The 25648-nt window shown below is 61.2% G+C and carries 26 protein-coding genes; 19 read left to right on the top strand and 7 right to left on the bottom strand.

Annotated features, from left to right (window positions below; genetic code table 11):
- Positions 1-27: 27 nt before the first annotated feature.
- The 10 genes from RAM80_RS16985 to glmU all read left to right on the top strand — a co-directional run bounded on the left by RAM80_RS16985 (position 28) and on the right by glmU (position 8630).
- Positions 28-435 (top strand): F0F1 ATP synthase subunit I, encoded by a 408-nt coding sequence (locus RAM80_RS16985; protein WP_027980923.1) that lies wholly within the window; start codon positions 28-30, stop codon positions 433-435.
- Positions 436-451: 16 nt separating this feature from the next.
- Positions 452-1321: a F0F1 ATP synthase subunit A gene (atpB, locus tag RAM80_RS16980; RefSeq protein ID WP_027980922.1), complete on the top strand. Its 870-nt coding sequence runs from the start codon at positions 452-454 to the stop codon at positions 1319-1321.
- A 146-nt stretch (positions 1322-1467) separates the two neighbouring features.
- Positions 1468-1725, top strand: coding sequence for a F0F1 ATP synthase subunit C (atpE, locus tag RAM80_RS16975; protein ID WP_002555987.1), 258 nt, complete (start codon positions 1468-1470; stop codon positions 1723-1725).
- 54 nt (positions 1726-1779) lie between these two features.
- Complete coding sequence (locus RAM80_RS16970; RefSeq protein ID WP_008367083.1) at positions 1780-2250, top strand: F0F1 ATP synthase subunit B; 471 nt, start codon at positions 1780-1782, stop codon at positions 2248-2250.
- A 12-nt stretch (positions 2251-2262) separates the two neighbouring features.
- Entirely contained in the window at positions 2263-2799 is a 537-nt protein-coding gene (locus RAM80_RS16965; RefSeq protein ID WP_416421645.1) for a F0F1 ATP synthase subunit delta, read from the top strand.
- 21 nt (positions 2800-2820) lie between these two features.
- On the top strand, positions 2821-4365 hold the full coding sequence (gene atpA, locus RAM80_RS16960) for a F0F1 ATP synthase subunit alpha (protein WP_416421644.1): 1545 nt from the start codon (positions 2821-2823) through the stop codon (positions 4363-4365).
- A 50-nt stretch (positions 4366-4415) separates the two neighbouring features.
- Positions 4416-5276, top strand: a complete 861-nt coding sequence (atpG, locus tag RAM80_RS16955) for a F0F1 ATP synthase subunit gamma (protein WP_416421643.1) — start codon at positions 4416-4418, stop codon at positions 5274-5276.
- 27 nt (positions 5277-5303) lie between these two features.
- Positions 5304-6680 (top strand): F0F1 ATP synthase subunit beta, encoded by a 1377-nt coding sequence (gene atpD, locus RAM80_RS16950; RefSeq protein WP_027980916.1) that lies wholly within the window; start codon positions 5304-5306, stop codon positions 6678-6680.
- Between the two features lie 44 nt (positions 6681-6724).
- Complete coding sequence (locus tag RAM80_RS16945) at positions 6725-7150, top strand: F0F1 ATP synthase subunit epsilon (protein ID WP_416421642.1); 426 nt, start codon at positions 6725-6727, stop codon at positions 7148-7150.
- Positions 7151-7262: 112 nt separating this feature from the next.
- Complete coding sequence (gene glmU, locus RAM80_RS16940) at positions 7263-8630, top strand: bifunctional UDP-N-acetylglucosamine diphosphorylase/glucosamine-1-phosphate N-acetyltransferase GlmU (RefSeq protein ID WP_416421641.1); 1368 nt, start codon at positions 7263-7265, stop codon at positions 8628-8630.
- A gap of 134 nt (positions 8631-8764) precedes the next feature.
- Here glmU and RAM80_RS16935 read toward each other — a convergent pair whose 3' ends face one another.
- From RAM80_RS16935 to RAM80_RS16925, 3 genes are read right to left on the bottom strand one after another with little or no spacing between them, the layout of a single operon-like run.
- On the bottom strand, positions 8765-9151 hold the full coding sequence (locus tag RAM80_RS16935) for a hypothetical protein (RefSeq protein ID WP_416427506.1): 387 nt from the start codon (positions 9149-9151) through the stop codon (positions 8765-8767).
- A 2-nt stretch (positions 9152-9153) separates the two neighbouring features.
- Complete coding sequence (locus tag RAM80_RS16930) at positions 9154-10560, bottom strand: PAAR domain-containing protein (protein WP_416421640.1); 1407 nt, start codon at positions 10558-10560, stop codon at positions 9154-9156.
- Between the two features lie 37 nt (positions 10561-10597).
- Positions 10598-11062: a hypothetical protein gene (locus RAM80_RS16925; RefSeq protein WP_416421639.1), complete on the bottom strand. Its 465-nt coding sequence runs from the start codon at positions 11060-11062 to the stop codon at positions 10598-10600.
- 304 nt (positions 11063-11366) lie between these two features.
- On the opposite strand from RAM80_RS16925, the gene RAM80_RS16920 reads away from it, so the two are divergent.
- The 3 genes from RAM80_RS16920 (at position 11367) to cfaB (ending at position 15398) form a co-directional block, all read left to right on the top strand.
- Positions 11367-12134 carry a DeoR/GlpR family DNA-binding transcription regulator gene (locus tag RAM80_RS16920; RefSeq protein ID WP_416421638.1) on the top strand — a complete coding sequence of 256 codons (768 nt, stop codon included), beginning with the start codon at positions 11367-11369 and terminating at the stop codon, positions 12132-12134.
- A gap of 11 nt (positions 12135-12145) precedes the next feature.
- On the top strand, positions 12146-13981 hold the full coding sequence (gene glmS, locus RAM80_RS16915) for a glutamine--fructose-6-phosphate transaminase (isomerizing) (protein ID WP_416421637.1): 1836 nt from the start codon (positions 12146-12148) through the stop codon (positions 13979-13981).
- Positions 13982-14213: 232 nt separating this feature from the next.
- Positions 14214-15398: a C17 cyclopropane fatty acid synthase CfaB gene (gene cfaB, locus RAM80_RS16910; protein WP_416421636.1), complete on the top strand. Its 1185-nt coding sequence runs from the start codon at positions 14214-14216 to the stop codon at positions 15396-15398.
- Between the two features lie 16 nt (positions 15399-15414).
- On the opposite strand, the gene cls is transcribed toward cfaB, so the two are convergent.
- Positions 15415-16854, bottom strand: a complete 1440-nt coding sequence (gene cls / locus RAM80_RS16905) for a cardiolipin synthase (RefSeq protein ID WP_416421635.1) — start codon at positions 16852-16854, stop codon at positions 15415-15417.
- A gap of 146 nt (positions 16855-17000) precedes the next feature.
- Between cls and RAM80_RS16900 the strand changes: the two genes are divergently transcribed.
- The 3 genes from RAM80_RS16900 (at position 17001) to zigA (ending at position 20335) form a co-directional block, all read left to right on the top strand.
- Positions 17001-17528 (top strand): DUF3617 domain-containing protein, encoded by a 528-nt coding sequence (locus RAM80_RS16900; RefSeq protein ID WP_416421634.1) that lies wholly within the window; start codon positions 17001-17003, stop codon positions 17526-17528.
- 255 nt (positions 17529-17783) lie between these two features.
- Positions 17784-19028 (top strand): N-acetylmuramoyl-L-alanine amidase, encoded by a 1245-nt coding sequence (locus RAM80_RS16895; protein WP_416421633.1) that lies wholly within the window; start codon positions 17784-17786, stop codon positions 19026-19028.
- Between the two features lie 101 nt (positions 19029-19129).
- Complete coding sequence (gene zigA, locus RAM80_RS16890; protein ID WP_416421632.1) at positions 19130-20335, top strand: zinc metallochaperone GTPase ZigA; 1206 nt, start codon at positions 19130-19132, stop codon at positions 20333-20335.
- Here zigA and RAM80_RS16885 read toward each other — a convergent pair whose 3' ends face one another.
- The gene (locus RAM80_RS16885) at positions 20336-20689 is read right to left on the bottom strand and encodes an NADH:ubiquinone oxidoreductase (protein WP_416421631.1); all 354 of its coding nucleotides are present in this window, start codon (positions 20687-20689) and stop codon (positions 20336-20338) included. It abuts the gene before it with no gap.
- 28 nt (positions 20690-20717) lie between these two features.
- Here RAM80_RS16885 and RAM80_RS16880 point away from each other — a divergent pair, with 28 nt between their 5' ends.
- On the top strand, positions 20718-21668 hold the full coding sequence (locus tag RAM80_RS16880) for a CobW family GTP-binding protein (protein WP_416427505.1): 951 nt from the start codon (positions 20718-20720) through the stop codon (positions 21666-21668).
- Positions 21669-21704: 36 nt separating this feature from the next.
- On the opposite strand, the gene RAM80_RS16875 is transcribed toward RAM80_RS16880, so the two are convergent.
- Positions 21705-22094 carry a DUF3301 domain-containing protein gene (locus tag RAM80_RS16875; RefSeq protein ID WP_416421630.1) on the bottom strand — a complete coding sequence of 130 codons (390 nt, stop codon included), beginning with the start codon at positions 22092-22094 and terminating at the stop codon, positions 21705-21707.
- 117 nt (positions 22095-22211) lie between these two features.
- On the opposite strand from RAM80_RS16875, the gene pdxY reads away from it, so the two are divergent.
- Positions 22212-23084 (top strand): pyridoxal kinase PdxY, encoded by an 873-nt coding sequence (pdxY, locus tag RAM80_RS16870; RefSeq protein ID WP_416421629.1) that lies wholly within the window; start codon positions 22212-22214, stop codon positions 23082-23084.
- Here pdxY and RAM80_RS16865 read toward each other — a convergent pair.
- Positions 23081-23566, bottom strand: a complete 486-nt coding sequence (locus tag RAM80_RS16865; protein WP_416421628.1) for an acyl-CoA thioesterase — start codon at positions 23564-23566, stop codon at positions 23081-23083. The two genes, pdxY and RAM80_RS16865, sit on opposite strands and share 4 nt — an antisense overlap.
- A gap of 239 nt (positions 23567-23805) precedes the next feature.
- Here RAM80_RS16865 and RAM80_RS16860 point away from each other — a divergent pair, with 239 nt between their 5' ends.
- Positions 23806-25563: a cation:proton antiporter gene (locus tag RAM80_RS16860; RefSeq protein WP_416421627.1), complete on the top strand. Its 1758-nt coding sequence runs from the start codon at positions 23806-23808 to the stop codon at positions 25561-25563.
- Positions 25564-25648 lie beyond the last annotated feature (85 nt).

Genomic DNA, 25648 nt, shown 5'->3' with positions numbered 1-25648 from the left:
CGAGCCGACTCACGAGGAGCAATTGTGATGGAAACCCGCACGCCAAACCGCCTGCCCTTCCATCGCTTGGCGGTATTTCCGGTATTGCTGGCTCAATGTGTCGTGTTTCTGTTGGCAGCCTTGGCGTTGTGGCAGTGGCGCGGGGCAGTCACTGGATATTCAGGCCTCCTCGGGGGACTGATTGCCTGGTTGCCGAATTTGTATTTTGCTCACAAGGCGTTCCGGTTTACCGGAGCCCGAGCCGCGCAAGCCATCGTCCGGTCGTTCTACGCTGGCGAGGCAGGCAAATTGATTTTGACGGCAGTGCTGTTCGCGCTGACGTTTGCAGGAGTGAAGCCATTGGCGCCGTTGGCAGTATTCGGTGTCTTCGTGCTGACCCAACTGGTCAGCTGGTTCGCACCCCTGCTGATGAAAACAAGACTTTCGAGACCTTAGGGCGTTTGAGGCAACCATGGCAGCAGAAACCGCTTCGGGCTATATCCAGCACCACTTGCAGAACTTGACCTTCGGTCAACTACCAGACGGCGGCTGGGGCTTTGCCCACTCCGCAGCACAAGCCAAGGAAATGGGCTTTTGGGCATTCCACGTCGACACCCTCGGCTGGTCTGTGGCCCTGGGCCTGATTTTCGTCCTGATTTTCCGCATGGCGGCGAAAAAGGCGACTTCCGGCCAGCCTGGCGCGCTGCAGAACTTCGTCGAAGTGCTGGTAGAGTTCGTCGACGGCAGCGTCAAGGACAGCTTCCACGGCCGTAGCGCCGTGATCGCTCCCCTGGCACTGACCATTTTCGCCTGGGTGTTCCTGATGAACGCCATCGACCTGATCCCGGTCGACTGGATTCCTCATCTGGCCGCCGCTATCTCTGGCGATCACGAGATTCCGTTCCGCGCAGTGTCCACCACTGACCCGAACGCCACCCTGGGCATGGCCCTGTCGGTGTTCGCGCTGATCATTTTCTACAGCATCAAGATCAAGGGCATCGGTGGCTTCCTGGGCGAACTGACCCTGCACCCGTTCAGCAGCAAGAACATGCTGGTTCAAATCATCCTGATCCCGGTCAACTTCCTGCTTGAATTCGTGACCCTGATCGCCAAGCCAATCTCTCTGGCCCTGCGACTGTTCGGCAACATGTATGCCGGCGAGCTGGTGTTCATCCTGATCGCAGTGATGTTCGGCAGCGGTCTGCTGTGGCTGAGCGGTCTGGGCGTTGTACTGCAGTGGGCGTGGGCTGTGTTCCACATCCTGATCATCACCCTGCAGGCCTTTATCTTCATGATGCTGACCATCGTCTACCTGTCGATGGCGCACGAAGAGAACCATTAAGACCCGCCTGGCGTGTCTGATGACCCTTCCACCCCGGTGGAAGGGTGCCCTTGGGGGGAGTCTGCCGGGGCTGCTGCAAAAACGATTTGTTTTACCGCTTTAATCTAAAAAACCTAACCAATACGACGTAAAAGTCGGGAGGAAAGATGGAAACTGTAGTTGGTCTAACCGCTATCGCTGTTGCTCTGCTGATCGGCCTGGGCGCTCTGGGTACTGCTATCGGCTTCGGCCTGCTGGGCGGCAAATTCCTGGAAGGCGCAGCTCGCCAGCCAGAAATGGTTCCAATGCTGCAAGTTAAAATGTTCATCGTTGCCGGTCTGCTCGACGCCGTAACCATGATCGGTGTTGGTATCGCTCTGTTCTTCACCTTCGCGAACCCCTTCGTTGGTCAACTCGCTGGCTAATCTCTCGAACCTTCGAGCTGATTGGTGTGAACAAAGAACGAGCGAGGTGTTGGCGTGAACATTAATGCAACCCTGATTGGCCAGTCCGTTGCGTTCTTCATTTTTGTACTGTTTTGCATGAAGTTCGTGTGGCCTCCGGTCATCGCGGCTTTGCAAGAACGTCAGAAGAAGATCGCGGATGGACTGGACGCTGCACAACGAGCAGCTCGCGACCTGGAGCTGGCCCAAGACAAAGCGGGTCAGCAACTGCGCGATGCTAAAGCTCAGGCAGCCGAAATCATTGAGCAAGCCAAGAAACGCGGCGCTCAGATCGTCGACGAGGCCCGTGAACAGGCCCGTGTCGAAGCTGATCGCGTGAAGGCTCAGGCTCAGGCCGAGATCGAGCAGGAACTGAACGGTGTCAAAGACGCGCTGCGTGCCCAAGTGGGTGCTCTGGCCGTAGGCGGTGCCGAGAAGATCCTGGGCGCCACAATCGATCAAAACGCGCACGCGGAGCTGGTTAACAAACTGGCTGCAGAAATCTAAGCGAGGGCGATCATGGCAGAACTGACCACGTTGGCCCGACCTTACGCTAAGGCAGCCTTCGAGCATGCCCAGGCCCACCAGCAACTGGCCAATTGGTCAGCCATGCTCGGCCTGGCTGCTGCGGTGTCGGAAGACGACACCATGCAGCGCCTGCTCAAGGCCCCGCGACTGACGAGCGCACAAAAGGCCGCCACTTTCATTGAAGTGTGCGGTGAAAAGTTTGATAGCCAGGCACAGAATTTCATTCATGTTGTCGCGGAAAACGACCGTCTCCTGCTGTTGCCGGAGATCGCCGCTCAGTTCGACCTGTACAAGGCCGAGCTCGAGAAATCCGTGGACGTGGAAGTAACCAGTGCTTTTGCATTGAACGACGAACAGCAAGACAAACTCGCCAAGGTTCTCAGTGCACGGCTCGGCCGAGAAGTGCGACTGCACGCCGCGCAAGATGCCTCCCTCATCGGGGGTGTTGTCATTCGCGCTGGCGACCTGGTAATCGATGGTTCAGTGCGTGGCAAACTCGCGCAGCTGGCCGAAGCATTGAAATCTTGAGTTTGAAGGGGCAGCAGAGCAATGCAGCAACTCAATCCTTCCGAAATAAGTGAAATTATCAAGGGCCGCATCGAAAAGCTCGATGTGACCTCCCAAGCCCGTAACGAAGGCACTGTCGTCAGCGTATCTGACGGTATCGTGCGGATTCACGGTCTGGCCGACGTCATGTACGGCGAGATGATCGAGTTTCCGGGCGGCGTCTTCGGCATGGCCCTCAACCTGGAGCAGGACTCCGTAGGTGCCGTTATCCTCGGTGCTTACCAGTCCCTGGCCGAAGGCATGAGCGCCAAGTGCACTGGCCGCGTCCTGCAGGTTCCGGTTGGTAAGGAACTGCTGGGTCGCGTCGTCGACGCACTGGGTAACCCTGTTGACGGCAAAGGTCCACTGGGCAACACCGAGACCGACGCGGTCGAGAAAGTTGCACCGGGCGTGATCTGGCGTAAGTCGGTAGACCAGCCTGTACAGACTGGCTACAAGTCGGTTGACGCCATGATCCCTGTCGGCCGTGGCCAGCGTGAGCTGATCATCGGTGACCGCCAGATCGGCAAGACCGCCATGGCGATCGACGCGATCATCAACCAGAAAAACAGCGGCATCTTCTGCGTGTACGTGGCAATCGGTCAGAAACAATCGACCATCGCCAACATCGTGCGCAAGCTGGAAGAGAACGGCGCCCTGGCCAACACCATCGTTGTTGCCGCCAGCGCTTCGGAATCCGCCGCACTGCAATACCTGGCGCCGTACTCCGGCTGCACCATGGGTGAATTCTTCCGCGACCGCGGTGAAGACGCGCTGATCGTCTATGACGATCTGTCGAAGCAAGCAGTGGCCTACCGCCAGATTTCCCTGCTGCTGCGCCGTCCACCAGGCCGTGAAGCCTACCCAGGTGACGTGTTCTATCTCCACTCCCGTCTGCTGGAGCGTGCATCGCGCGTTTCGGAAGAGTACGTAGAGAAGTTCACCAACGGTGCAGTGACTGGCAAGACCGGTTCCCTGACCGCACTGCCGATCATCGAAACCCAGGCTGGCGACGTTTCCGCGTTCGTTCCGACCAACGTGATTTCCATCACCGACGGTCAGATCTTCCTGGAATCGGCCATGTTCAACTCGGGCATCCGCCCTGCAGTGAACGCCGGTGTTTCGGTATCCCGTGTGGGTGGTGCCGCTCAGACCAAGATCATCAAGAAGCTGTCCGGTGGCATCCGTACCGCTCTGGCTCAGTACCGTGAACTGGCTGCATTCGCCCAGTTCGCTTCTGACCTGGACGAAGCCACCCGCAAGCAACTGGAGCACGGTCAGCGCGTTACCGAGCTGATGAAGCAGAAGCAATACGCTCCTATGTCCATCGCGGACATGGCGCTGTCGCTGTACGCCGCTGAGCGTGGTTTCCTGACTGACGTCGAAATCGCCAAGATCGGTAGCTTCGAGCAGGCCCTGATTGCTTACTTCAACCGCGATCACGCCGATTTGATGGCGAAGATCAACGTGAAGGGTGACTTCAATGACGAAATCGACGCTGGCATCAAAGCCGGTATCGAGAAGTTCAAGGCCACCCAAACCTGGTAAGCCGCAGCGGGAGCCGCGAGGCTCCCGCTTGCTAACCTGATAGGTGTTACATGGCAGGCGCAAAAGAGATTCGCAGTAAGATTGCGAGCATCAAAAGCACGCAAAAAATTACCAGCGCCATGGAAAAAGTGGCGGTCAGCAAAATGCGCAAGGCTCAAATGCGCATGGCAGCCAGCCGTCCTTACGCGGAGCATATCCGCCAGGTGATTGGTCATCTGGCCAACGCCAACCCGGAATACCGCCACCCCTTCATGATCGAACGCGAAGTAAAGCGCGTAGGTTATGTGGTAGTGAGCAGTGACCGTGGTCTGTGCGGCGGCTTGAATACCAACCTGTTCAAGGCCCTGGTCAAGGACATGGCGGTAAACCGCGAGCGCGGCGTCGAGATCGATCTGTGCGTGGTTGGCAGCAAGGGTGCGGCATTCTTCCGCAGCTTTGGCGGTAACGTCGTTGCAGCGATCAGCCACCTGGGCGAAGAGCCATCGATCAATGATCTGATCGGCAGCGTCAAGGTGATGCTGGATGCCTACCTGGATGGCCGTATTGATCGCCTGTCCGTGGTGTCCAACAAGTTCGTGAATACCATGACGCAAAAGCCAACGGTCGAGCAATTGATTCCGTTGGTCGCAACCCCGGATCAAGAGCTCAAGCACCACTGGGACTACCTCTACGAACCCGACGCCAAGGAGCTGCTGGACGGCTTGATGGTTCGCTACGTGGAGTCGCAGGTCTACCAGGCGGTGGTTGAGAACAACGCGGCTGAACAAGCTGCGCGGATGATCGCGATGAAGAACGCCACCGACAACGCCGGCGACCTGATCAGCGAATTGCAGCTGGTCTACAACAAGGCGCGTCAGGCTGCGATCACCCAAGAGATCTCGGAAATCGTCGGCGGCGCTGCCGCGGTTTAACGGTTCAAATATTCAGAGGATCCTGCTATGAGTAGCGGACGTATCGTTCAAATCATCGGCGCCGTCATCGACGTGGAATTTCCACGTGACAGCGTACCGAGCATCTACAGCGCGCTGAATGTTCAAGGCGCGCCAACCACTCTGGAAGTTCAGCAGCAGCTGGGCGACGGCGTGGTTCGTACTATTGCAATGGGTTCGACCGAAGGCCTGAAACGCGGCCTGGACGTTGTCGACACCAAGGCGCCTATCTCGGTACCCGTCGGTAAAGCGACCCTGGGCCGTATCATGGACGTCCTGGGCAACCCAATCGACGAAGCCGGCCCGATCGGTGAAGAAGAGCGCCGTGGTATCCACCAGCCGGCTCCTTCCTTCGCTGAACAAGCAGGCGGCAACGACCTGCTGGAAACCGGCATCAAGGTTATCGACCTGGTCTGCCCGTTCGCCAAAGGCGGTAAAGTTGGTCTGTTCGGTGGTGCCGGTGTAGGCAAGACCGTAAACATGATGGAACTGATCCGTAACATCGCGATGGAACACAGCGGTTACTCCGTGTTCGCCGGTGTGGGTGAGCGTACTCGTGAAGGTAACGACTTCTATCACGAGATGAAGGACTCCAACGTTCTGGACAAGGTTGCCCTGGTCTACGGTCAAATGAACGAGCCACCAGGCAACCGTCTGCGCGTAGCGCTGACCGGCCTGACCATGGCCGAGAAATTCCGTGACGAAGGTAACGACGTTCTGCTGTTCGTCGACAACATCTACCGTTACACCCTGGCCGGTACCGAAGTTTCGGCACTGCTGGGTCGTATGCCATCGGCCGTAGGTTACCAGCCGACCCTGGCTGAAGAGATGGGCACTCTGCAAGAGCGCATCACTTCGACCAAGTCCGGTTCGATCACCTCGGTACAAGCCGTATACGTACCTGCGGACGACCTGACTGACCCGTCGCCAGCCACCACGTTCGCCCACTTGGACGCCACCGTCGTACTGTCCCGTGACATCGCCTCCCTGGGTATCTACCCAGCGGTCGATCCACTGGACTCGACTTCGCGCCAGCTGGACCCACTGGTCATCGGCCAGGAACACTACGACACCGCTCGTGGCGTTCAGTACGTGCTGCAGCGCTACAAAGAGCTGAAAGACATCATCGCGATCCTGGGTATGGACGAGCTGTCGGAATCCGACAAGCAACTCGTTACCCGCGCTCGTAAGATTCAGCGCTTCCTGTCGCAGCCGTTCTTCGTGGCTGAAGTCTTCACTGGTGCATCGGGCAAATACGTTTCCCTGAAAGACACCATTGCTGGCTTCAAAGGCATCCTCAACGGTGACTACGACCACCTGCCAGAACAAGCGTTCTACATGGTCGGCGGCATCGAAGAAGCGATCGAGAAAGCCAAGAAACTGTAATCCTGGCGCCCGGCAACGGGCGCTAATCAGGTTGAGGCAAGCAGATGGCTATGACAGTCCATTGCGATATCGTCAGCGCGGAAGGGGAAATCTTCTCCGGTCTGGTCGAGATGGTGATTGCACACGGTGAACTGGGTGACCTGGGCGTTGCCCTGGGCCACGCACCGTTGCTCACCAATCTGAAGCCAGGTCCGATCCGCTTGATCAAGCAGGGTGGAGACGAGGAGGTGTATTACATCTCCGGTGGTTTCCTCGAGGTTCAGCCGAACATGGTGAAGGTCCTGGCCGACACCGTGCAGCGCGCTGCCGACCTGGATGAAGCCTCTGCTCAGGAAGCCGTCAAGGCTGCCCAGAAGGCCCTGAACGAGCAAGGCGCGGACTTCGACTACGGCGCTGCTGCTGCACGCCTGGCCGAGGCCACTGCGCAGCTGCGTACCGTTCAGCAGATCCGCAAGAAGTTCGGCAAATAAGCCGCAACTTTTGAGCGATTGAGAAAAAGGGTAGCCTCGGCTACCCTTTTTCTTTTTCCGCTTTTCATCTCCCGGTCGCGTTCGCCGACCAGCCCGGATTGGTAGCCACTCAATGTCTCTCGATATCGTCATTCTCGCCGCAGGCCAGGGCACCCGCATGCGTTCGGCCATCCCCAAGGTCTTGCATCCGGTGGCGGGCAACTCCATGCTCGGCCATGTTATCCACAGCGCCCGGCAGCTTGCGCCCCAGGGTATCCATGTGGTCATTGGCCATGGCGCGGAGCTGGTGCGCGAACGCCTGGCGGCCCCGGACCTGAATTTCGTGCTGCAGTCACAGCAACTGGGCACCGGCCACGCCGTGGCCCAGGCCGTGCCGGCCATCACCGCTGAAACCGTCTTGATCCTCTACGGCGATGTGCCGCTGATAGAAGTCGAGACCCTGCAACGCCTGCTGGCGCTGGTCACCCCGGACCAGCTGGGCCTCCTGACCGTGAACCTGGACGACCCCACCGGCTACGGCCGCATCGTGCGTGACGGCGCCGGCAAGGTCAGCGCCATCGTCGAACACAAGGACGCCAGCGAAGCACAGCGTGCTATCAAGGAAGGCAACACCGGCATCCTCGCGGTGCCGGGCAAGCGCCTGGCCGAGTGGCTGGGGCGGCTGTCCAACAACAACGCCCAGGGCGAGTACTACCTCACCGACGTGATTGCCATGGCCGTGGGCGATGGCCTTGTGGTGGCCACCGAGCAACCGCTGGATGCCATGGAAGTGCAGGGCGCCAATGACCGTCGCCAGCTGTCGGAGCTCGAGCGCCACTACCAGCTGCGCGAAGGCCGCCGCCTGATGGCCCAGGGCGTGACCCTGCGCGACCCAGCGCGTTTCGACGTGCGCGGTGAAGTCACCGTGGGCCGCGACGTGCTGATCGACGTCAACGTCATTCTCGAAGGCAAGGTGGTCATCGAGGACGACGTGGTCATCGGCCCGAACTGCTACATCAAGGACAGCACCTTGCGCAAAGGCGTGACCCTCAAGGCCAACACCCACCTGGACGGTGCCGTGATGGGCGAGGGCAGCGACGCCGGCCCGTTCGCGCGCCTGCGCCCGGGTACCGTGATGGACCAGGGCGCCCATGTGGGTAACTTCGTCGAACTGAAGAACGCCCACATGGGCGAGGGCGCCAAGGCCGGCCACCTGGCCTACTTGGGCGATGCCGACATTGGCGCACGCAGCAACATCGGTGCGGGCGTGATCACCTGCAACTACGACGGTGCCAACAAGTGGCGCACGGTCATTGGCGAGGATGCGTTCATCGGCACCAACAACTCGTTGGTGGCGCCTGTGGATATCAAGGCGGGTGCTACCACTGCGGCGGGCTCGACCATTACCCAGGATGTGGAGGAAGCTCAACTCGCGGTAGGGCGTGCGCGCCAGCGCAATATTGATGGCTGGAAGCGGCCGGTGAAGATCAAGAAGTCTTGAGTTATCCACAGCCGGGCTGATGGTAGAGGGGGTGAGGCTTGGAAGGCAGGTACCGTGATTCGGGATTTATACGGTGCGTGCAATCCAAGCTTCGACCAGTTTTTAAGCTGTAGCCTGCGGTCATGAGTCCAAATTCACTTGGTGAACTGCATTAGTACAAATACAAATACCATCCAAAGGCTGGCACTAATTATTATTCCGGCTTTTATTTTCAGCAAGTGCTTTAAATGTTCAGGGAAAGCTTCAAGGTCAGCCGGGTTCACCTCTCCTAACTGGAGAGATACTTTCGGCCAAATTATCATCTGCGTGATTTTCGCAATGACCAACACGGCACCGTACCAGCCTTGATTCAAGAGTACCGCGCCCCAAGTTTTAATATAACGACTGTTTTTCAACGCTTCCAGCATATGGTTGAGATGATACCTCCTCAGATATAGGCTGTAGACGATACTCAAAAGCGCAAGAAGGAGTGGGCTGATGAGCAGGCAGGCCGCCAGCCAAGATGTCCAAAACTCTTCCATGGTCACCGGGAAATGCGTTCATATATAACCTCCCCAGTTCCTTCTCCTAGCATACCGCCACTGGTTGCTCCCGCCCATGCGCCAACGCCTATTATTGTAGCGGCACACATTACTCCCCCTATCCCGGTAGATATACCAAGTGCTATGCAGATCCGAGCGCTTGCAAGCTTGGCCACCTCTCCTGCGAAGAGACCTCCTACAGCTGATCCACCAAACTTCCCTCCTTCAGTAAATTTAATTTTCCTACAACCCGCTCCTGAGTCGCCATTGCACACCTGCTGTATCGCTAGCAGGGAAGATATTCCGCCAATACCTATGGCTACAAAGCCTCCTGTATTCATATATTTAGCCGCACGGCTAACCTTATCCACATGACTCGCATACCCCGGTATCTGCCCCGGCGCCCCAGCCTTGTTCCAGTGATGCACCAGGCTGCGGCTGGAAATACCCAGCGCCGTCTTCAATTTTGGGTGATCCCCCAAACTTGTCTGGCCCCGCAAGCGGGTGGAATTCAGCAGGTGCGAATCCAGCTTGGCAAGCAGCTGCTGGCGCTCTGACAGGAACTGCGGTGATTTAAGGTTGCCGTGCCGCCGGTAACTTTCCTGGTGCAAGCGCTCGATGGCCTGGAGCGTGCCCCGCAGGTTACCCAAGTGCTTTTCCATGATCACCGCGCTCACGCCCAGCCAGGTGGATGTCTCGCCAATGAAGCTGGCGATTTCCGCGCCGTGCTTGAACAGGAAGTTGGCCTCTTCGGATGTGAGGGGCTCCAGGGCTGAGTTGACCTGGTTCGCAGCCTGCATCAACTGCGCTTCCTGATAGCTGCAGGTGGTGTTGTTGGGGTCGCTGAGCACCATCATCGAGCCGGCTTTTACCTCGGCAACGTAGGGGTTGAGTGCGCGGAATTTGCTCATCACTGCCGCGTTGCGGATGGGGAAGAGGTCGGCCTCCAGGGCTTCGCGGGTTGTGCTCTGCGGCACAACATAAAAACCCGGCTCTTGAGGTTCCAGCTGGCTGACGGCATTCAGGGGCCGGTAAGCTGGGGACGGGATGGAGGAGGGTGTGCCTGTGCGTTCGGCAATGCTGGAGGAAGCAGCTTGAGCCGGTTCATTGGACGCCATGGCACGCGTGCTCTCGTTTCGATAGCTTGCCGTGAACACCGAGGGAATCACCTTCGCCCTGCAGGGGCAATCACTGAAACTGTCCAGCGTGCCCGCCACCAGCTTGCCATGGCTATCGATGAAGGACACGCCACCGACAATCCGGTAGATACCGCCGTTCGCGCCGCAAGACACCCGGTCACCTTCACGGGCATGCAGCAGGCCAAACATGTTCACCCGGTCGTCGCCGTCCAGCACCTCACCACCGCAGCTGGTCTTGTCACCGCGACCAATGAAATATCCGTCACTCATTGTGGTACCCCCTGTTCCTTTGCCGTTGCCTCATGAATCAGCGTTTGACTGCTTGCAGGAAACCCTCAGGCAGAGGCACCCCCTCACGGACGATGATCAGGAATGCGGCTTGGGGGGTGTTGATAATTTCGTCGCCGTTGTCGAGCTGGCTGCCCACCAGCGCAAAATGGCTGTTGCCCTCGCCCGAGGCCGTGATGATCTGCGCGGTACTGCCGTCGCTGTACACGACGCAATCACCTTGCTGCGCAACGGCTACCTGTACGCCTTTTTCCAGCGCGATTTTCATGGCACCGGTGGCTCGTTGAATCACCCCACCCTCACGGCTCTGGCTGCCTTCGGTCGCGACGCGGTAAATGGCAGCGGGCGGATGGGCCAGGGCGTAGGCCCGCTGTTCATCGACAACCGCCATGGCCTCTTCATTGAAACCCGCTAATTGCTCTTCGGTAAAAGGGCTTCTATCGAGGGTGCGAAGGTATTCTGGCGAAGCTTCGTTGGTGTACATAGTCGGCGACGCTGCAGGCATTGGGTGATCCTTTTCGACGATGGTTGGGAAGCCGTGGTTGGTAGGCTGCCTACGGTAAGCCCGTGGTCATCGCCCGTAAGTAGGACGTTTCCCAAGTTCGCCCCACGGCGAGGAAATCTTTGCGTCGATCTGTGTCATGGCGCCAACAGCCTTCGGTGCGCAAGTGTGGATAACTCAAGATGAACCACCTACCGTCAGCCTGAACCACTGTTCACTTGACGAAAACCGGCCGATAGGTTTTGATTGCTTCCGTTATCTTTCGAATCGAAACTTAAAAGCCACCATGTCGAAACGCAACACGCCCCAGCGCCGCCACAACATTCTTGCCTTGCTCAATGAACAGGGCGAGGTGAGCGTCGACGCCTTGGCCCGTCGCTTCGAAACTTCCGAAGTCACCATTCGCAAGGACCTGGCCGCCCTGGAAACCAATGGGCTGCTGCTGCGCCGCTATGGCGGGGCGGTGCCGGTGCCGCAGGAAATGATGACCGAGAGCGCCCAAAGCGTTTCTATCCACAAGCAGGCCATCGCCCGTGCGGCTGTGGACAAGATTCGCGAGCATGCGCGCATCATCATCGACAGCGGCAGCACCACCGCCGCCATGATCCCCGAGCTTGGCCACCAGCCCGGCCTGGTGGTGATGACCAACTCATTGCACGTGGCCAACGCCCTCAGCGAACTGGAGCACGAGCCGGTGCTGTTGATGACCGGCGGCACCTGGGACCCGCACTCGGAATCCTTCCAGGGCCAGGTCGCCGAGCAGGTGCTGCGTTCCTACGATTTCGACCAGCTGTTCATCGGCGCCGACGGCATTGACCTGGAACGTGGCACCACCACCTTCAATGAACTGCTCGGCTTGAGCCGGGTGATGGCGGACGTGGCGCGTGAAGTGATCGTGATGGTGGAGTCCGATAAGGTCGGCCGCAAGATCCCCAACCTGGAGCTGCCGTGGAGCAGCGTCCATACCCTTATTACCGATGATCGCCTGCCCGTTGCGGCACGCGAACAGATTCAGGCCCGCGGTATCAACCTCATCTGCGCCGCCGCAAGCTAGGAGAACAACCCATGTGTGGAATCGTTGGCGCCATCGCCGAGCGTAATATCACCGCCATCCTGCTCGAAGGCCTGAAGCGCCTGGAGTACCGTGGCTACGACAGTGCCGGCGTGGCGCTGTACACCAACACCGGTTCGCTGCAGCGCCGCCGCCGCGTGGGCAAGGTCGCCGAGCTTGAAGCCGCGCTGGCCGCCGACCCGCTGGCCGGCCAGTTGGGCATTGCCCACACCCGTTGGGCCACCCACGGCGCGCCCAGTGAGCGCAACGCCCACCCGCATTTCTCCAGCGACGACGTGGCGGTGGTGCACAACGGCATCATCGAAAACCACGAGGCGCTGCGCGACCGCCTCAAAGGCATGGGCTATGTGTTCAGCTCGGACACCGACACCGAGGTGATCGCGCACCTGCTGCACCACTACCTCAAGACCCTGCCGGACCTGACCGATGCCCTCAAGGCCACGGTGAAGGAACTGCACGGTGCCTATGGCCTGGCCGCCATCAGCCTGAAACAGCCTGACCGCCTGGTAGCTGCGCGCAGCGGCAGCCCGCTGGTCATCGGCCTGGGCCTGGGGGAAAACTTCCTGGCGTCCGACCAACTGGCCCTGCGCCAGGTCACCGACCGCTTCATGTACCTGGAAGAGGGCGATATCGCCGAGATCACTCGCGAAGCCGTGCGCATCTGGAACGCCGATGGCCAGCCAGTGCAGCGCGACACCGTGCAGTACCACGAAGGCGCCGAAGCCGCCGACAAGGGCGAGTTCCGTCACTTCATGCTCAAGGAAATTCACGAGCAGCCTAAAGTGGTGCAACGCACCCTGGAAGGCCGCCTGGGCCAGGAGCAGGTGTTGGTGCAAGCGTTCGGCCCGCAAGCTGCCGAGTTGTTTGCCAAGGTGCGCAACGTGCAGATCGTCGCCTGTGGCACCAGCTACCACGCCGGCATGGTTGCACGTTACTGGATCGAAGGCCTGGCCGGCATTCCCTGCCAGGTGGAAGTGGCCAGCGAGTTCCGCTACCGCCGCGTGGTGGTGCAGCCTGACACCCTGTTCGTGTCCATCTCCCAGTCCGGTGAAACGGCTGACACCCTGGCCGCGCTGCGCAACGCCAAGGAGCTGGGTTTCCTCGGCAGCCTGGCCATTTGCAACGTCGGCATCAGCTCGCTGGTGCGCGAGTCGGACCTGACCCTGCTGACCCAGGCCGGCCCGGAAATCGGTGTGGCTTCCACCAAGGCGTTCACCACCCAGCTGGTGGCGCTGATGCTGCTGACCCTGTCCCTGGGCCAGGTGCGTGGCACCCTGGAAGCCGGCGTCGAAGCCGAGCTGGTAGAAGAATTGCGCCGCCTGCCAACCCGCCTGGGTGAAGCCCTGGCCATGGACAGCACGGTGGAGAAGGTTGCCCAGCTGTTCGCCGAGAAACACCATACGCTGTTCCTGGGGCGTGGCGCACAGTTCCCGGTAGCGATGGAAGGCGCGCTCAAGCTCAAGGAAATCTCCTACATCCACGCCGAAGCCTACCCGGCAGGCGAGCTGAAGCACGGCCCGCTGGCGCTGGTGGACAAGGACATGCCGATCGTCACAGTGGCGCCGAACAACGAACTGCTGGAGAAGCTCAAGTCCAACCTGCAGGAAGTGCGCGCCCGCGGCGGTGAGCTGATCGTCTTCGCCGACGCCCAGGCCGAGTTCCGCGACGGGCCTGGCAATCACGTGATCGCCATGCCGCACATCCTCGATGCGCTGGCGCCGATTCTCTACACCATTCCGCTGCAGCTGCTGTCGTACTACGTAGCCGTGCTGAAAGGCACCGACGTCGACCAGCCACGCAACCTGGCGAAATCGGTCACCGTGGAATAACTGCATTCCCCGTAGCAGCGGCCGCCAGGCCGCGTCCCCAGGCCACGCGAATTGTGGTGCCAGGGACGCGGTCTGGGGGCCGTTGCTACAGGTGGCGCGAAACAAAGTGTAACGTAAGAAAACCTACCAAAATCCGCAGCATGGTCTAAGACCATAGTAGTGAACCCCATGACAGCGCCAAATTCTGGACTACCCTAATTTCAGAGAAGTCTGACTTAGGGGGGTTAAACACATGCTCGCGCAATTACCACCGGCCTTACAGAATCTTCAGCTCCCGCTGCGCCTGAGACTCTGGGATGGTCATGAGTTCAACCTGGGCCCCGCGCCCAGTGTCACTATCGTGGTGAAAGACCCACAGCTGGTGACTCAGTTCACTCACCCGAGCCTTGATCTCCTGGGGACTGCCTTCGTCGAGGGCAAGCTGGAAATGGAAGGTTCGATCGGTGAGGTAATCCGGGTATGTGACGAGCTTAGCCAAGCCCTGGTGGATGACGATGACGGCGACCAGCCGATTCGCACCGTCCACGACAAGGACACCGACGCCGCTGCCATCTCCTACCACTACGACCTGTCCAACGAGTTCTACCAGCTGTGGCTGGACGAGGACATGGCCTATTCCTGTGCTTATTTCCAGACCGGTACCGAGACCCTGGAGCAGGCCCAGCACGCCAAGTTCGAGCACCTGTGCCGCAAGCTGCGCCTGCAGGCCGGCGACTATCTGCTGGACGTGGGCTGCGGCTGGGGCGGCCTGGCACGCTATGCCGCACGCGAGTACGGCGCCAAGGTATTCGGCATTACCCTGAGCAAGGAACAGCTGAAGCTGGCGCGCGAGCGGGTCAAGGCCGAGGGCCTCGACCACCTGGTGGAGCTGCAGCTGCTGGACTATCGCGACCTGCCGCAGGACGGCCGCTTCGACAAGGTGGTCAGCGTGGGCATGTTCGAGCACGTCGGCCATGCCAACCTGCAGGTCTACTGCGAGCGTCTGTTCGGTGCCGTGCGCGAAGGCGGCCTGGTGATGAACCACGGCATCACTGCCAAGCACACCGATGGCCGGCCGGTCGGGCGTGGGGCAGGGGAGTTCATCGAGCGCTACGTGTTCCCCCATGGCGAGCTGCCGCACATGGCCATGATGTCGGCGCGCATCAGCGAGGCTGGCTTCGAGGTGGTGGACGTGGAGAGCCTGCGCTTGCACTACGCCAAGACGCTGGACTTCTGGAGCAAGCGCCTGGAGGCCAATCTCGACAAGGCGGCCGCCATGGTGCCAGAACAGGCACTGCGCATCTGGCGCCTGTACCTGGCCGGCTGCTCTTATGCGTTTGCCCGTGGCTGGATCAACATTCACCAGATCCTCTCGGTGAAAGCCTATTCCGATGGTACCCATGGCCTGCCATGGACCCGTGAGGATCTGTACCGCTGACCCCTGGGCGTGCGCATCACAGGATGGGTGAAATCAACCTGGCGATGCGCATGCCCAGCTTCTGCAGTTGGTGCGTATGGCGGCTGTCTTCCACGGTGATCTCTCGTGACAGGGCAAAGTCCGCCTCAAGCATCTCCGCCACCTGGCCTGCGAACGCGCTGTCCACCGTCAGCAGCATGATTTCGAAATTCAGCCGGAACGAGCGGTTGTCCATGTTGGCACTGCCGATGGCGCTGATCTCGTTGTCCACCAGCACCACCTTCTGGTGCAGGAAGCCTGGCCCGTAGCGGAACATGCGCACACCGGCGCGCACTGCCTCGAAGGCGAACAGGCTGGAGGCGGCGTACACCACCTTATGGTCCGGGCGCGACGGCAGCAGGATGCGCACGTCCACCCCGCGCAGCACCGCCAGGCGCAGGGCGGCGAACACCGCCTCGTCGGGAATGTAGTAGGGGCTGGTGATCCACACCCGCTCGGTCGCGGCATGGATGGCTTCGACGAAGAACAGCGAGCAGGTTTCCTGTGGGTCCGCGGGGCCGCTGGCCAGCACCTGGCACAGCACGCCGCCGTCTTCATAGGTGTCGGGCAGGATCAAAGGTGGCAGTTTGCGCGAGGCCCAGAACCAGTCTTCGGCGAAGGACTCCTGCAGGCAAGCCACCACCGGGCCGGTGATACGGATGTGGGTATCGCGCCACGGCGACAGCTTGGGGTTGCCGCCCAGGTACTCGTCCCCGACGTTATGGCCACCGATGAACCCCACCACGCCATCCACCACGACAATCTTGCGGTGGTTGCGGAAGTTCACCTGGAAGCGATTGAGCCAGCCACTGCGGGTGGCGAACGCACGGATCTTCACGCCGCCCTTGCGCAGGACGTCGCTGTATTCGTGGGGCAGGGCGTGGCTGCCGACGCTGTCGTACAGCACATACACTTTCACACCCTGAGCGGCTTTCTCCAGCAACAGCGCCTGTAGCTCGCGGCCGATCTGGTCGTCGTGGATGATGAAGAATTGCACCAGCACCACTTCACGCGCCTCGCGAATGGCGGCGAAGATGGCCTCGAAGGTGGCCTTGCCGTTGACCAGCAGGCTGACCTGGTTGTTGGCCAGGCACGGCATGCGTCCGAGCTTGGGCATGGCCCGCAGCGATGCGTAGGAACTGGAGTTGCGCGCGGTCAGTGCTTCCTCCACCCAGGGCCGCCAGTCCAAGTCGGCAATGGCCTTGTGCATTTCCCGGTTGGCCTGGCGGCGCGCTTCAATATAGGCGTCGAAGGTGCTGCGGCCAAACACCAGGTAGGGGATCAGGGTCAGATAGGGCACGAAGACCAGTGACAGTGCCCACGCGATCGAGCCCTGCGCGGTGCGGACGGTGAACACCGCATGAATGGCGGCGATGACGCCGAGCAGGTGGACCAGGCCAAACAGGTAGCCAAAAAACCAGGGGCTGTGATAATCCATGCGCAGCGATGCTCCCGAATGCGTTGTGCTTAACAGACCACGTTCAGCCCGGGTTGTCTCGAAATAATTCAGCATGCAACGCAATCGGCAAACCCGCATCCAAGTATCATCAGCCAGCCAAGAGTGGCCCACCCCAGGAGTTATCCATGAAGATTCGTTTGCCGGCCGTGGCTTTGGCCCTGTGTCTGTCGGCGCCCCTCGTGCAGGCGCAAATGCTTCAACCAGGCTTGTGGGAGCTGACCACCAGCAACATGCAGGTGGACGGCAGCGCCTTGCCTGACCTCAACGTGATGCTGGGGCAGATGCAGATGCTGGCGCCGGAACAGAAAGCCATGGTCGAGCAGGCCATGGCCAAGCAGGGCATCAGCGTGGGCGGCAAGGGCATTCGCAGCTGCCTGACCCAAGCACAGGTGCAGTCCGACAACATCCCGCTGCAGGACCCGCAGTCGGGCTGCACCCAGCAGATCACCGCCCGCCATGGCAACGTCTGGGACTTCCGCTTCAACTGCCCCAAGGCCCAGGGCAGTGGCCAGGCCACCTTCCTCAGCCAGCGTGAGTTCCTGACCAAGGTCAGCGGCACGTTCAACGCCACCGGCACCCAGCAGAAAGGCAGCATGGAAACCCGCGCCGTATGGCTGGGCAACGACTGCGGCACCGTCCACCCCCGCCCCTGACCCGTAGCAGCTGCCGAAGGCTGCGTCCGCGCCAGGGCTGCCAACCGAGGCGCCTGGGACGCGGCCTGGCGGCCGCTGCTACAGCGTTCCACGTGGAACACTCAGATGTAGAAAATTTCATAATCTGCAATGCAAGCCCGGTTTAGAGTCGCCACCATGCGGACCCTGTGCCTGCGCTATTTCATCTTGGGCGACATTCCGCGTGTTATATTATAACGATGCGAAAATTGTAACTTCCTTTGATGAAGATCCGCCATGCATAGACGCCAACTGCTCACCTTCATCCTGGCCAGCACGACGCTGGCACTGCCACTTGGCGCCTCCGCGGCGCTGGTGCGCGACGCACGCTTGTGGCGCAGCAACGACAAGCTGCGCGTAGTGTTCGACTTGAGCGGTCCGGTGCAATTCAAGACCTTTACCTTGCAGGCCCCCGACCGCCTCATCGTCGACGTGGCCGGCGCCCAGCTCAGCGGCGATCTGGGCCACTTGAACCTGGCTGGCACCAGCGTGCGGGCCATTCGTTCCGGGCCGTTCGGCCACGGCGACACCCGCATCGTCTTTGACCTCAACGCGCCCATGCAGGCTAACGCGTTCCTGTTGGGCCCGCAGGCGGGCCAGGGCCACCGGCTGGTGCTGGACCTGATTCAGGGCAACCATGTTGCCGCGCCGGCGGTGCTGGCCAGCGCACCGGCACCCGAGCCTGAGCCGGTCGAGGCGCCGAAGGCAGTGGCCAGCCGTGGCCCGCACCCCAAGCGTGACATCGTGGTGGTGGTCGACCCTGGCCACGGTGGCAAGGACCCAGGTGCCATTGGCGGCAAGGGCGAGCGCGAGAAAGACGTGGTGCTGTCCATCGCCCAGTTGCTGGCGCGCCGCCTCAAGCGCGAGAACGGCTACACCGTGCACCTGGTGCGCAACGACGACTTCTATGTGCCGCTGCGCAAACGCGTCGACTTCGCGCGCCAGCGCAACGCCGACATGTTCATCTCGGTGCACGCCGATGCGGCGCCGCGCCTGACCGCGTCGGGTGCCTCGGTATTCGCCCTGTCCGAAAACGGTGCCACCTCGGCCACCGCACGCATGATGGCCGACCGCGAGAACGGCGCGGACCTGATCGGCGCCGCCAGCCTGCTCAACCTCAAGGACAAGGACCCGATGCTGGCCAACGTGATCATCGACATGTCGATGAACGCCACCATCGCCGCCAGCCTGCAACTGGGCCACACGGTGCTGGGCAGCCTGGCCGACATCACCACCCTGCACCAAAACCGCGTGGAGCAGGCCGGCTTCGCGGTGCTGAAGTCACCGGACGTGCCGTCCATCCTGGTGGAGACCGGCTTCATCTCCAACGCCAGCGACGCCCAGCGCCTGGTGACCGCGCGCCACCAGCAGGCTGTAGCCGACCGGCTGTTCGCCGGCATCAACACCTACTTCCAGAAAAACCCACCCAGCGACTCCTTCATTGCCTGGAAACAGGAGCAGAACGCCCAGCGCGTCGTCTGAAGAGACAATCGGTATTGGCTATCCTGCAATGTTATACTATAACATTGCAGGATAGCCTGGCAGTTCATTCCACAAGACCAGGCGCCTTGAGGAATCTAACCATGCCCCATCGTCTTCCCGTCACCGTGCTGTCAGGCTTCCTGGGCGCGGGCAAGAGCACCCTGCTCAACCACGTGCTGCGCAACCGCGACAACCTGCGCGTGGCCGTCATCGTCAACGACATGAGCGAGATCAACATCGACGGCACCGAGGTGCAGCGTGATGTGAGCCTCAACCGCGCCGAAGAAAAGCTGGTGGAAATGAGCAACGGCTGCATCTGCTGCACCCTGCGCGAAGACCTGCTGGAAGAAGTGGCGCGCCTGGCCGACGAGGGCCGTTTCGATTACCTGCTGATTGAGTCCACCGGCATCTCCGAACCAATGCCGGTGGCCGAGACCTTTACCTTTCGGGATGAACAGGGCCGCAGCCTGGCCGACCTGGCGCGCCTGGACACCATGGTCACGGTCGTGGACGGGGTGAATTTCCTGCGCGACTACGAGGCCGCCGAAAGCCTGGCCAGCCGCGGCGAGACCCTGGGCGAGGAAGACGAGCGGGCCATCACCGACCTGTTGATCGAGCAGGTGGAGTTCGCCGACGTCATCCTCATCAGCAAGATCGACCTGATCAGCAGCGCCGACCGTGATGAGTTGACGGCCATCCTCAAGCGTCTCAATGCCCAGGCGCAGATCCTGCCCATGGTGATGGGCCAGGTGCCGCTGGAGCGGATCCTCGACACCGGGCTGTTCGACTTCGAGCGCGCCAGCCAGGCGCCGGGCTGGCTGAAAGAGCTGCGCGGCGAGCACGTGCCGGAGAGTGATGAATATGGCATCAGCTCGGGGGCCTACCGCGCGCGCCGGCCGTTCCACCCGCAGCGCTTCCACGACTGGCTCAACAGCCCGTGGCAGAACGGCAAGCTGCTGCGCTCCAAGGGCTTCTTCTGGCTGGCCAGCAAACCCCAGGAGGCTGGCAGCTGGTCCCAGGCCGGCGGCCTGGTGCGCCATGGCTTCGCCGGGCGCTGGTGGCGTTTCGTGCCCAAGGCCCACTGGCCCCAGGACGTCGAGAGCACCGCATCGATCATGGCCCATTGGCAGGCTGACAGCGGCGACTGCCGCCAGGAGTTGGTGTTCATTGGCCAGGGCGTGGACTTCGCCCGCCTGAACGCCGAGCTGGACCAGTGCCTGCTCAGCGAAGCGGAAATGGCCCTGGGCGCTGGCGCCTGGGAACAGCTGCCCGACCCCTTCGGCCCCTGGCACGAAGACGCGGCCTGATCAGGGCTTGAGCCAGGTGCCCTGGCTCTTCTGCTCGCAGAACGGTTCCAGGTAGGCGGCGTCGCTGGCCACGCCGTAATAGTGGATATCCTGGCGATAGGGCATATTGTCCACATGGGCGTCGCTGCACACGCCAAACGCACCTGCCGGGCACTGGTCGACGAACTGCACCTCGACCTTTTGCCCTGGCAGGTTCGGCTCGCAGAAACCATCGTGAAACATCTTTTCCGGTATGTTGCGGTTCTGCTGGCATACCTTCACGTCGAGCCGTTCGGCATGGCTGTGCACCACGCAGGCCTGGGCCCAGACCTGACTGCTGGCAAGGCTTAGCGCCAGCACACCCCAAAGACGCATCCACTACCTCCATTCAAGAAAACCAATGATGCTTGAGAACATACCTACTCACGTCATCGCCGGGCCCCTGGGTGCCGGCAAGACCAGCCTGATACGCCAGCTGATGGCACAGCGCCCTGCAGGGGAGCGCTGGGCGGTGTTGATCAACGAGTTCGGCGAGGTCGGCCTGGACGCCGCGTTGTTGAGCACCGCGGACGATGGTATCGCACTGGGCGAGGTGGCGGGAGGCTGCCTGTGCTGCGTCAATGGCGCGCCGTTCCAGGTGGGCCTTGCCCGGCTGCTGCGCAAGGCCAAGCCTCACCGGCTGTTCATCGAACCCTCGGGCCTGGGCCATCCGCTGCAACTGCTGGCGCAGCTGCGCGAGGCGCCATGGCGCGGGGTGCTGGCCGTGCAACCACCGATCATGGTGTTGGACGGCCAGGCGCTGGCCTGTGGACAACTTCTTCCGGAGGCCCAGCAGCAGGCGCTGGGCAGCATGGGGCTGGTGGTTGTGAATAAGTCAGCTGCGCTGGCTGTGGAAAAAATAATGTGGATAAAATCGCAACTTATTGATATTCCAATATATTTTACAGAGGCTGGATACCTGCCCATTAGCGAATTGAGAACAGTCGAGGCGCTTCCAGGGGCTGTGGATAAACTGCCGAAAGCGGCTGTGGAGCCGGTTTTTCTGTGGATAGACCCGCAGGTTCCCATCAGGGCTGTGCATAACGGCGAAGGGGGCTGGAGCATGGGCTGGCGCTGGCATCCGGACCGGGTGTTCGATGCGCGGAAGCTGGATATGTGGTTATCCACAATGGCCTGGCGGCGGGCGAAAGGAGTTGTGCACAGCGACCGTGGGTGGCTGTCATTCAACGCTGTGGATAAAAATGTGCCGGAATGGCGCGCCAGCGAGTGGCGCAAGGATTCGCGCGTGGAGTTGATCTTCGATCATGCGCAGGATGAACAGGCCTTGGAGCAAGGCCTGAAGGAATGCCTGTAGCAGCGGTCGCAAGGCCGCGTCACAGCTACCGGCAGCTCAAGGCCGCCAGCGCTTGTGCTCCTGCCGCCACTGGTCCATCTCGATGACCTCGGCGGTGGGCTGGGTCTTGATCTCGAACGGGTAGGGCGCCAGTTCGATCTGCACCGCGTGCCCGCCGAATTGGGTGATGGTGCCGGGGTGACGCTGCTCGCCGGTCACGGTGAATTCAAAGTTATACACACGGGCAAAACGGCGACGGCCGTTGGCATCGCGCACGAAGCCGAAGCGCTTGAAGGCCACGTTCTCGTCGAGCAATTCCAGGTCCAGCTTGGCGCAATGCTGTTTGACCCGTTCCAGTGCCCGCTCGCGCAGGCCATGGTTATGCCACAGCCAGGCCGCGCCTGCGCCCAGCACCATCAGCACAAACAGATTTCCGAGGGTAAACATCGAGGAATGCTCCAACTAGGTGTGCCCAGCTTAACTGCGACGTCGGTCTGTCGTACAGACGGTATTTGGCGCCATACTGCGCCCCTCGAAAATCAGATACCGCTGCGGGATATTTGCATGAAACGTACTCCACACCTGCTCGCCATCCAGTCGCACGTGGTGTTTGGCCATGCCGGTAACGGCGCCGCGGTGTTCCCCATGCAACGCGTGGGGGTCAACGTATGGCCACTGAACACCGTGCAGTTCTCCAATCACACTCAGTATGGCCAGTGGGCCGGAGAAGTGTTGGCGCCAGCGCAAATTCCGGCACTGGTGGAAGGGATTGCGACGATTGGTGAGCTGGGCAACTGTGATGCCGTGCTCAGCGGCTACCTGGGCAGCGCTGCCCAGGGCCGGGCGATCCTGGAAGTGGTGCGCAAGGTCAAGGCAGCCAACCCCAACGCCTTGTACCTGTGTGACCCGGTCATGGGCCACCCGGAGAAGGGCTGCATCGTGCCTGCCGAGGTCAGCGAGTTCCTGCTCGACGAAGCGGTGGCCGTGGCTGACCTGGTGTGCCCTAACCAGCTTGAGCTGAATACCTTCTGTGGCCGCCTGGCGCAGTCGCTGGAAGATTGCGTGAGCATGGCCCGCTCGCTGTTGGAACGCGGCCCCAAGGCCGTGGTGGTCAAGCACTTGGCCTACCCCGGCAAGGCCGCCGAAGAGTTCGAGATGCTGCTGGTCACTGCCGAAGGCAGCTGGCACCTGCGCCGGCCACTGCTGGCCTTCCCGCGCCAGCCGGTAGGGGTGGGTGACCTGACGTCGGGGTTGTTCCTGGCGCGCCTGCTGCTGGGCGACAGCAAGGTGGCGGCGTTCGAGTTCGCCGCTGCGGCCGTGCATGAGGTGTTGCTGGAAACCCAGGCCTGCGCCAGCTACGAACTCGAGCTGGTGCGGGCCCAGGACCGCATCGTGCACCCACGGCTGCGCTTCGAGGCGCAGCGTTTGGCGTATTAAAGCCCGTCGTCCTTGATGTCCTGGTAGCGCTTTTCCAGTTCCTGGCGGATCTGGCGGCGCTGCTGGGCCTGCACGAAGCGACGTTTCTCTTCGCTGGTCTGCGGCTCCAGGCGCGGCACCTGGGCAGGCTTGCGCTGGTCGTCGACGGCCACCATGGTGAAGAAGCAGCTGTTGGTGTGCCGAACGGAACGTTCACGGATGTTCTCGGTGACCACCTTGATGCCCACCTCCATGGAGGTGTTGCCGGTGTAGTTCACCGACGCCAGGAACGTCACCAGCTCGCCGACGTGAATCGGCTCGCGGAAGATCACCTGGTCCACCGACAGGGTCACCACGTAGCGGCCGGCATAGCGGCTGGCGCAGGCGTAGGCGACTTCGTCGAGGTACTTGAGCAAGGTGCCGCCGTGCACATTGCCTGAAAAGTTGGCCATGTCCGGGGTCATCAGAACAGTCATCGACAACTGGGCGTTTCCGGGTTCCATAGTGCGCTCACGGTAATGTTGCTGTAGTTAAGGGGCGCCACCTATGTTGGTGCTTACCCGCTGGGGCAAAAAATCCCACTCTTCCGGGACGTTGGTCGCCGGCTGGACGTCACAGCCCGCGTGGCCTGGAGGCTGCCAGGCGAACGGATCTGTTTCCACTTGTTGCACCGGCATTTCCGCAGGTTTCGCGATGTTAACCTCAGACTTGAGATGTTACACCGTGAAAAGGAGCCGGGCGCATGCATGCCATCAGTTTCATCCAGGATCTGGCCGTGATCATGCTGATTGCCGGCGTGGTCACGGTAATTTTCCACCGGCTGCGCCAACCGGTAGTGCTGGGCTACATCGTCGCCGGCTTCGTCATCGGCCCCCACACCCCGCCGTTCGGGTTAATCCACGACGAAGACACCATCAAGACCCTGGCCGAGTTGGGGGTCATCTTCCTGATGTTTTGCCTGGGCCTGGAGTTCAGCCTGCGCAAGTTGTTCAAGGTCGGAGCCACCGCGTTCATCGCCGCCTTTTTGGAAATCGTGCTGATGATCTGGATCGGCTACGAGATTGGCCGCTGGTTTGGTTGGAGCGCCATGGACTCGCTGTTCCTGGGTGCCATCCTGGCGATTTCGTCCACCACCATCATCGTCAAGGCGCTCAACGACCTGAAGATGAAGAACCAGCGCTTCGCGCAGCTGATCTTCGGCGTGCTCATCGTCGAGGATATCCTGGGCATCGGCATCATCGCGCTGCTGTCGGGCATAGCGGTCAGCGGTTCGGTCAGCTCCGGCGAAGTGTTCTCCACGGTCGGCAAGCTGTCGCTGTTCATGATCGTGGCGCTGGTGGTGGGCATCCTGCTGGTGCCCCGGCTGCTGGCCTACGTGGCGAAGTTCGAGAGCAACGAGATGCTGCTGGTGACGGTCCTGGGGCTGTGCTTCGGCTTCTGCCTGCTGGTGGTGAAGCTGGAATACAGCATGGTGCTGGGCGCCTTCCTGATCGGTGCGATCATGGCCGAGTCCCGGCAGCTGGTGAAGATCGAGCGTCTGATAGAGCCGATCCGCGACATGTTCAGCGCTATCTTCTTCGTCGCCATCGGCCTGATGATCGACCCCGCCATCCTGGTGCAGTACGCCTGGCCGATCGCTGTCATCACCATCGCCGTGGTGCTGGGCAAGATGATTTCCTGCGGCCTGGGCGCCTTCATCGCCGGCAACGACGGCCGCACCTCGTTGCGGGTAGGCATGGGGCTGTCGCAGATTGGTGAGTTCTCTTTCATCATCGCCGCCCTGGGCATGACCCTGCAGGTGACCAGCGATTTCCTCTACCCGGTGGCGGTGGCCGTCTCGGCGCTGACCACGTTATCCACGCCTTACCTGATCCGTGCCGCCGACCCGCTGTCGGAGAAACTCGCCGGCTGGGTGCCAGTGCGCATGGCGCGGGTGTTCGGCCTCTATGGCGAATGGCTGCGCAGCATCCAGCCCCAGGGGCAGGGCGCGCTGCTGGCGACGTTGATACGGCGCATCCTGCTGCAAGTGGGGGTGAACCTGGCGCTGGTGATGGGTATTTTCTTCAGCGCGGCCTATTTCGCCGAGCCTATCTCCGTGCACCTGCAGGCGTGGGTAAGCGAGGCGCGCTGGCACAACGCGTTGATCTGGGGCGCGGCGCTGCTGCTGTCCCTGGCGTTCCTGATTGCGGCGTACCGCAAGCTCAAGGCGCTGTCGATGTTGCTGGCGGAGATGGGAGTGAAGCCGGAGATGGCGGGCAGGCACACCGAGCGGGTGCGGCGGGTGATCGCCGAGGTGATCCCGCTGGTATCGCTGCTGGTGATTTTCCTGCTGCTGGCGGCGTTGTCGGCCAGCATCCTGCCCACCAGCGAGCTGCTGGTGGTGGTGGGCCTGGTGGCTGCGGCGGTGGCGGCGGTGCTATGGCGCTGGTTCATACGCGTGCACACGCGCATGCAGGTGGCGTTGCTGGATACCCTGGGCAACAACGCCGACGGCCACTAGCGCTGTAGCTGCTGCCGCCAGGCTGCGCTGGGCTCCGAGTACACTGGATATCTACAGTGGGGCACCGGGCCAGCGCAGCCTTCGG

The sequence above is a fragment of the Pseudomonas sp. App30 genome, assembly GCF_047947025.1.
GTDB lineage: Bacteria > Pseudomonadota > Gammaproteobacteria > Pseudomonadales > Pseudomonadaceae > Aquipseudomonas.
Note: the sequence above shows the minus strand (reverse complement) of the source record. Positions and strands in the feature narration are given on the sequence as shown.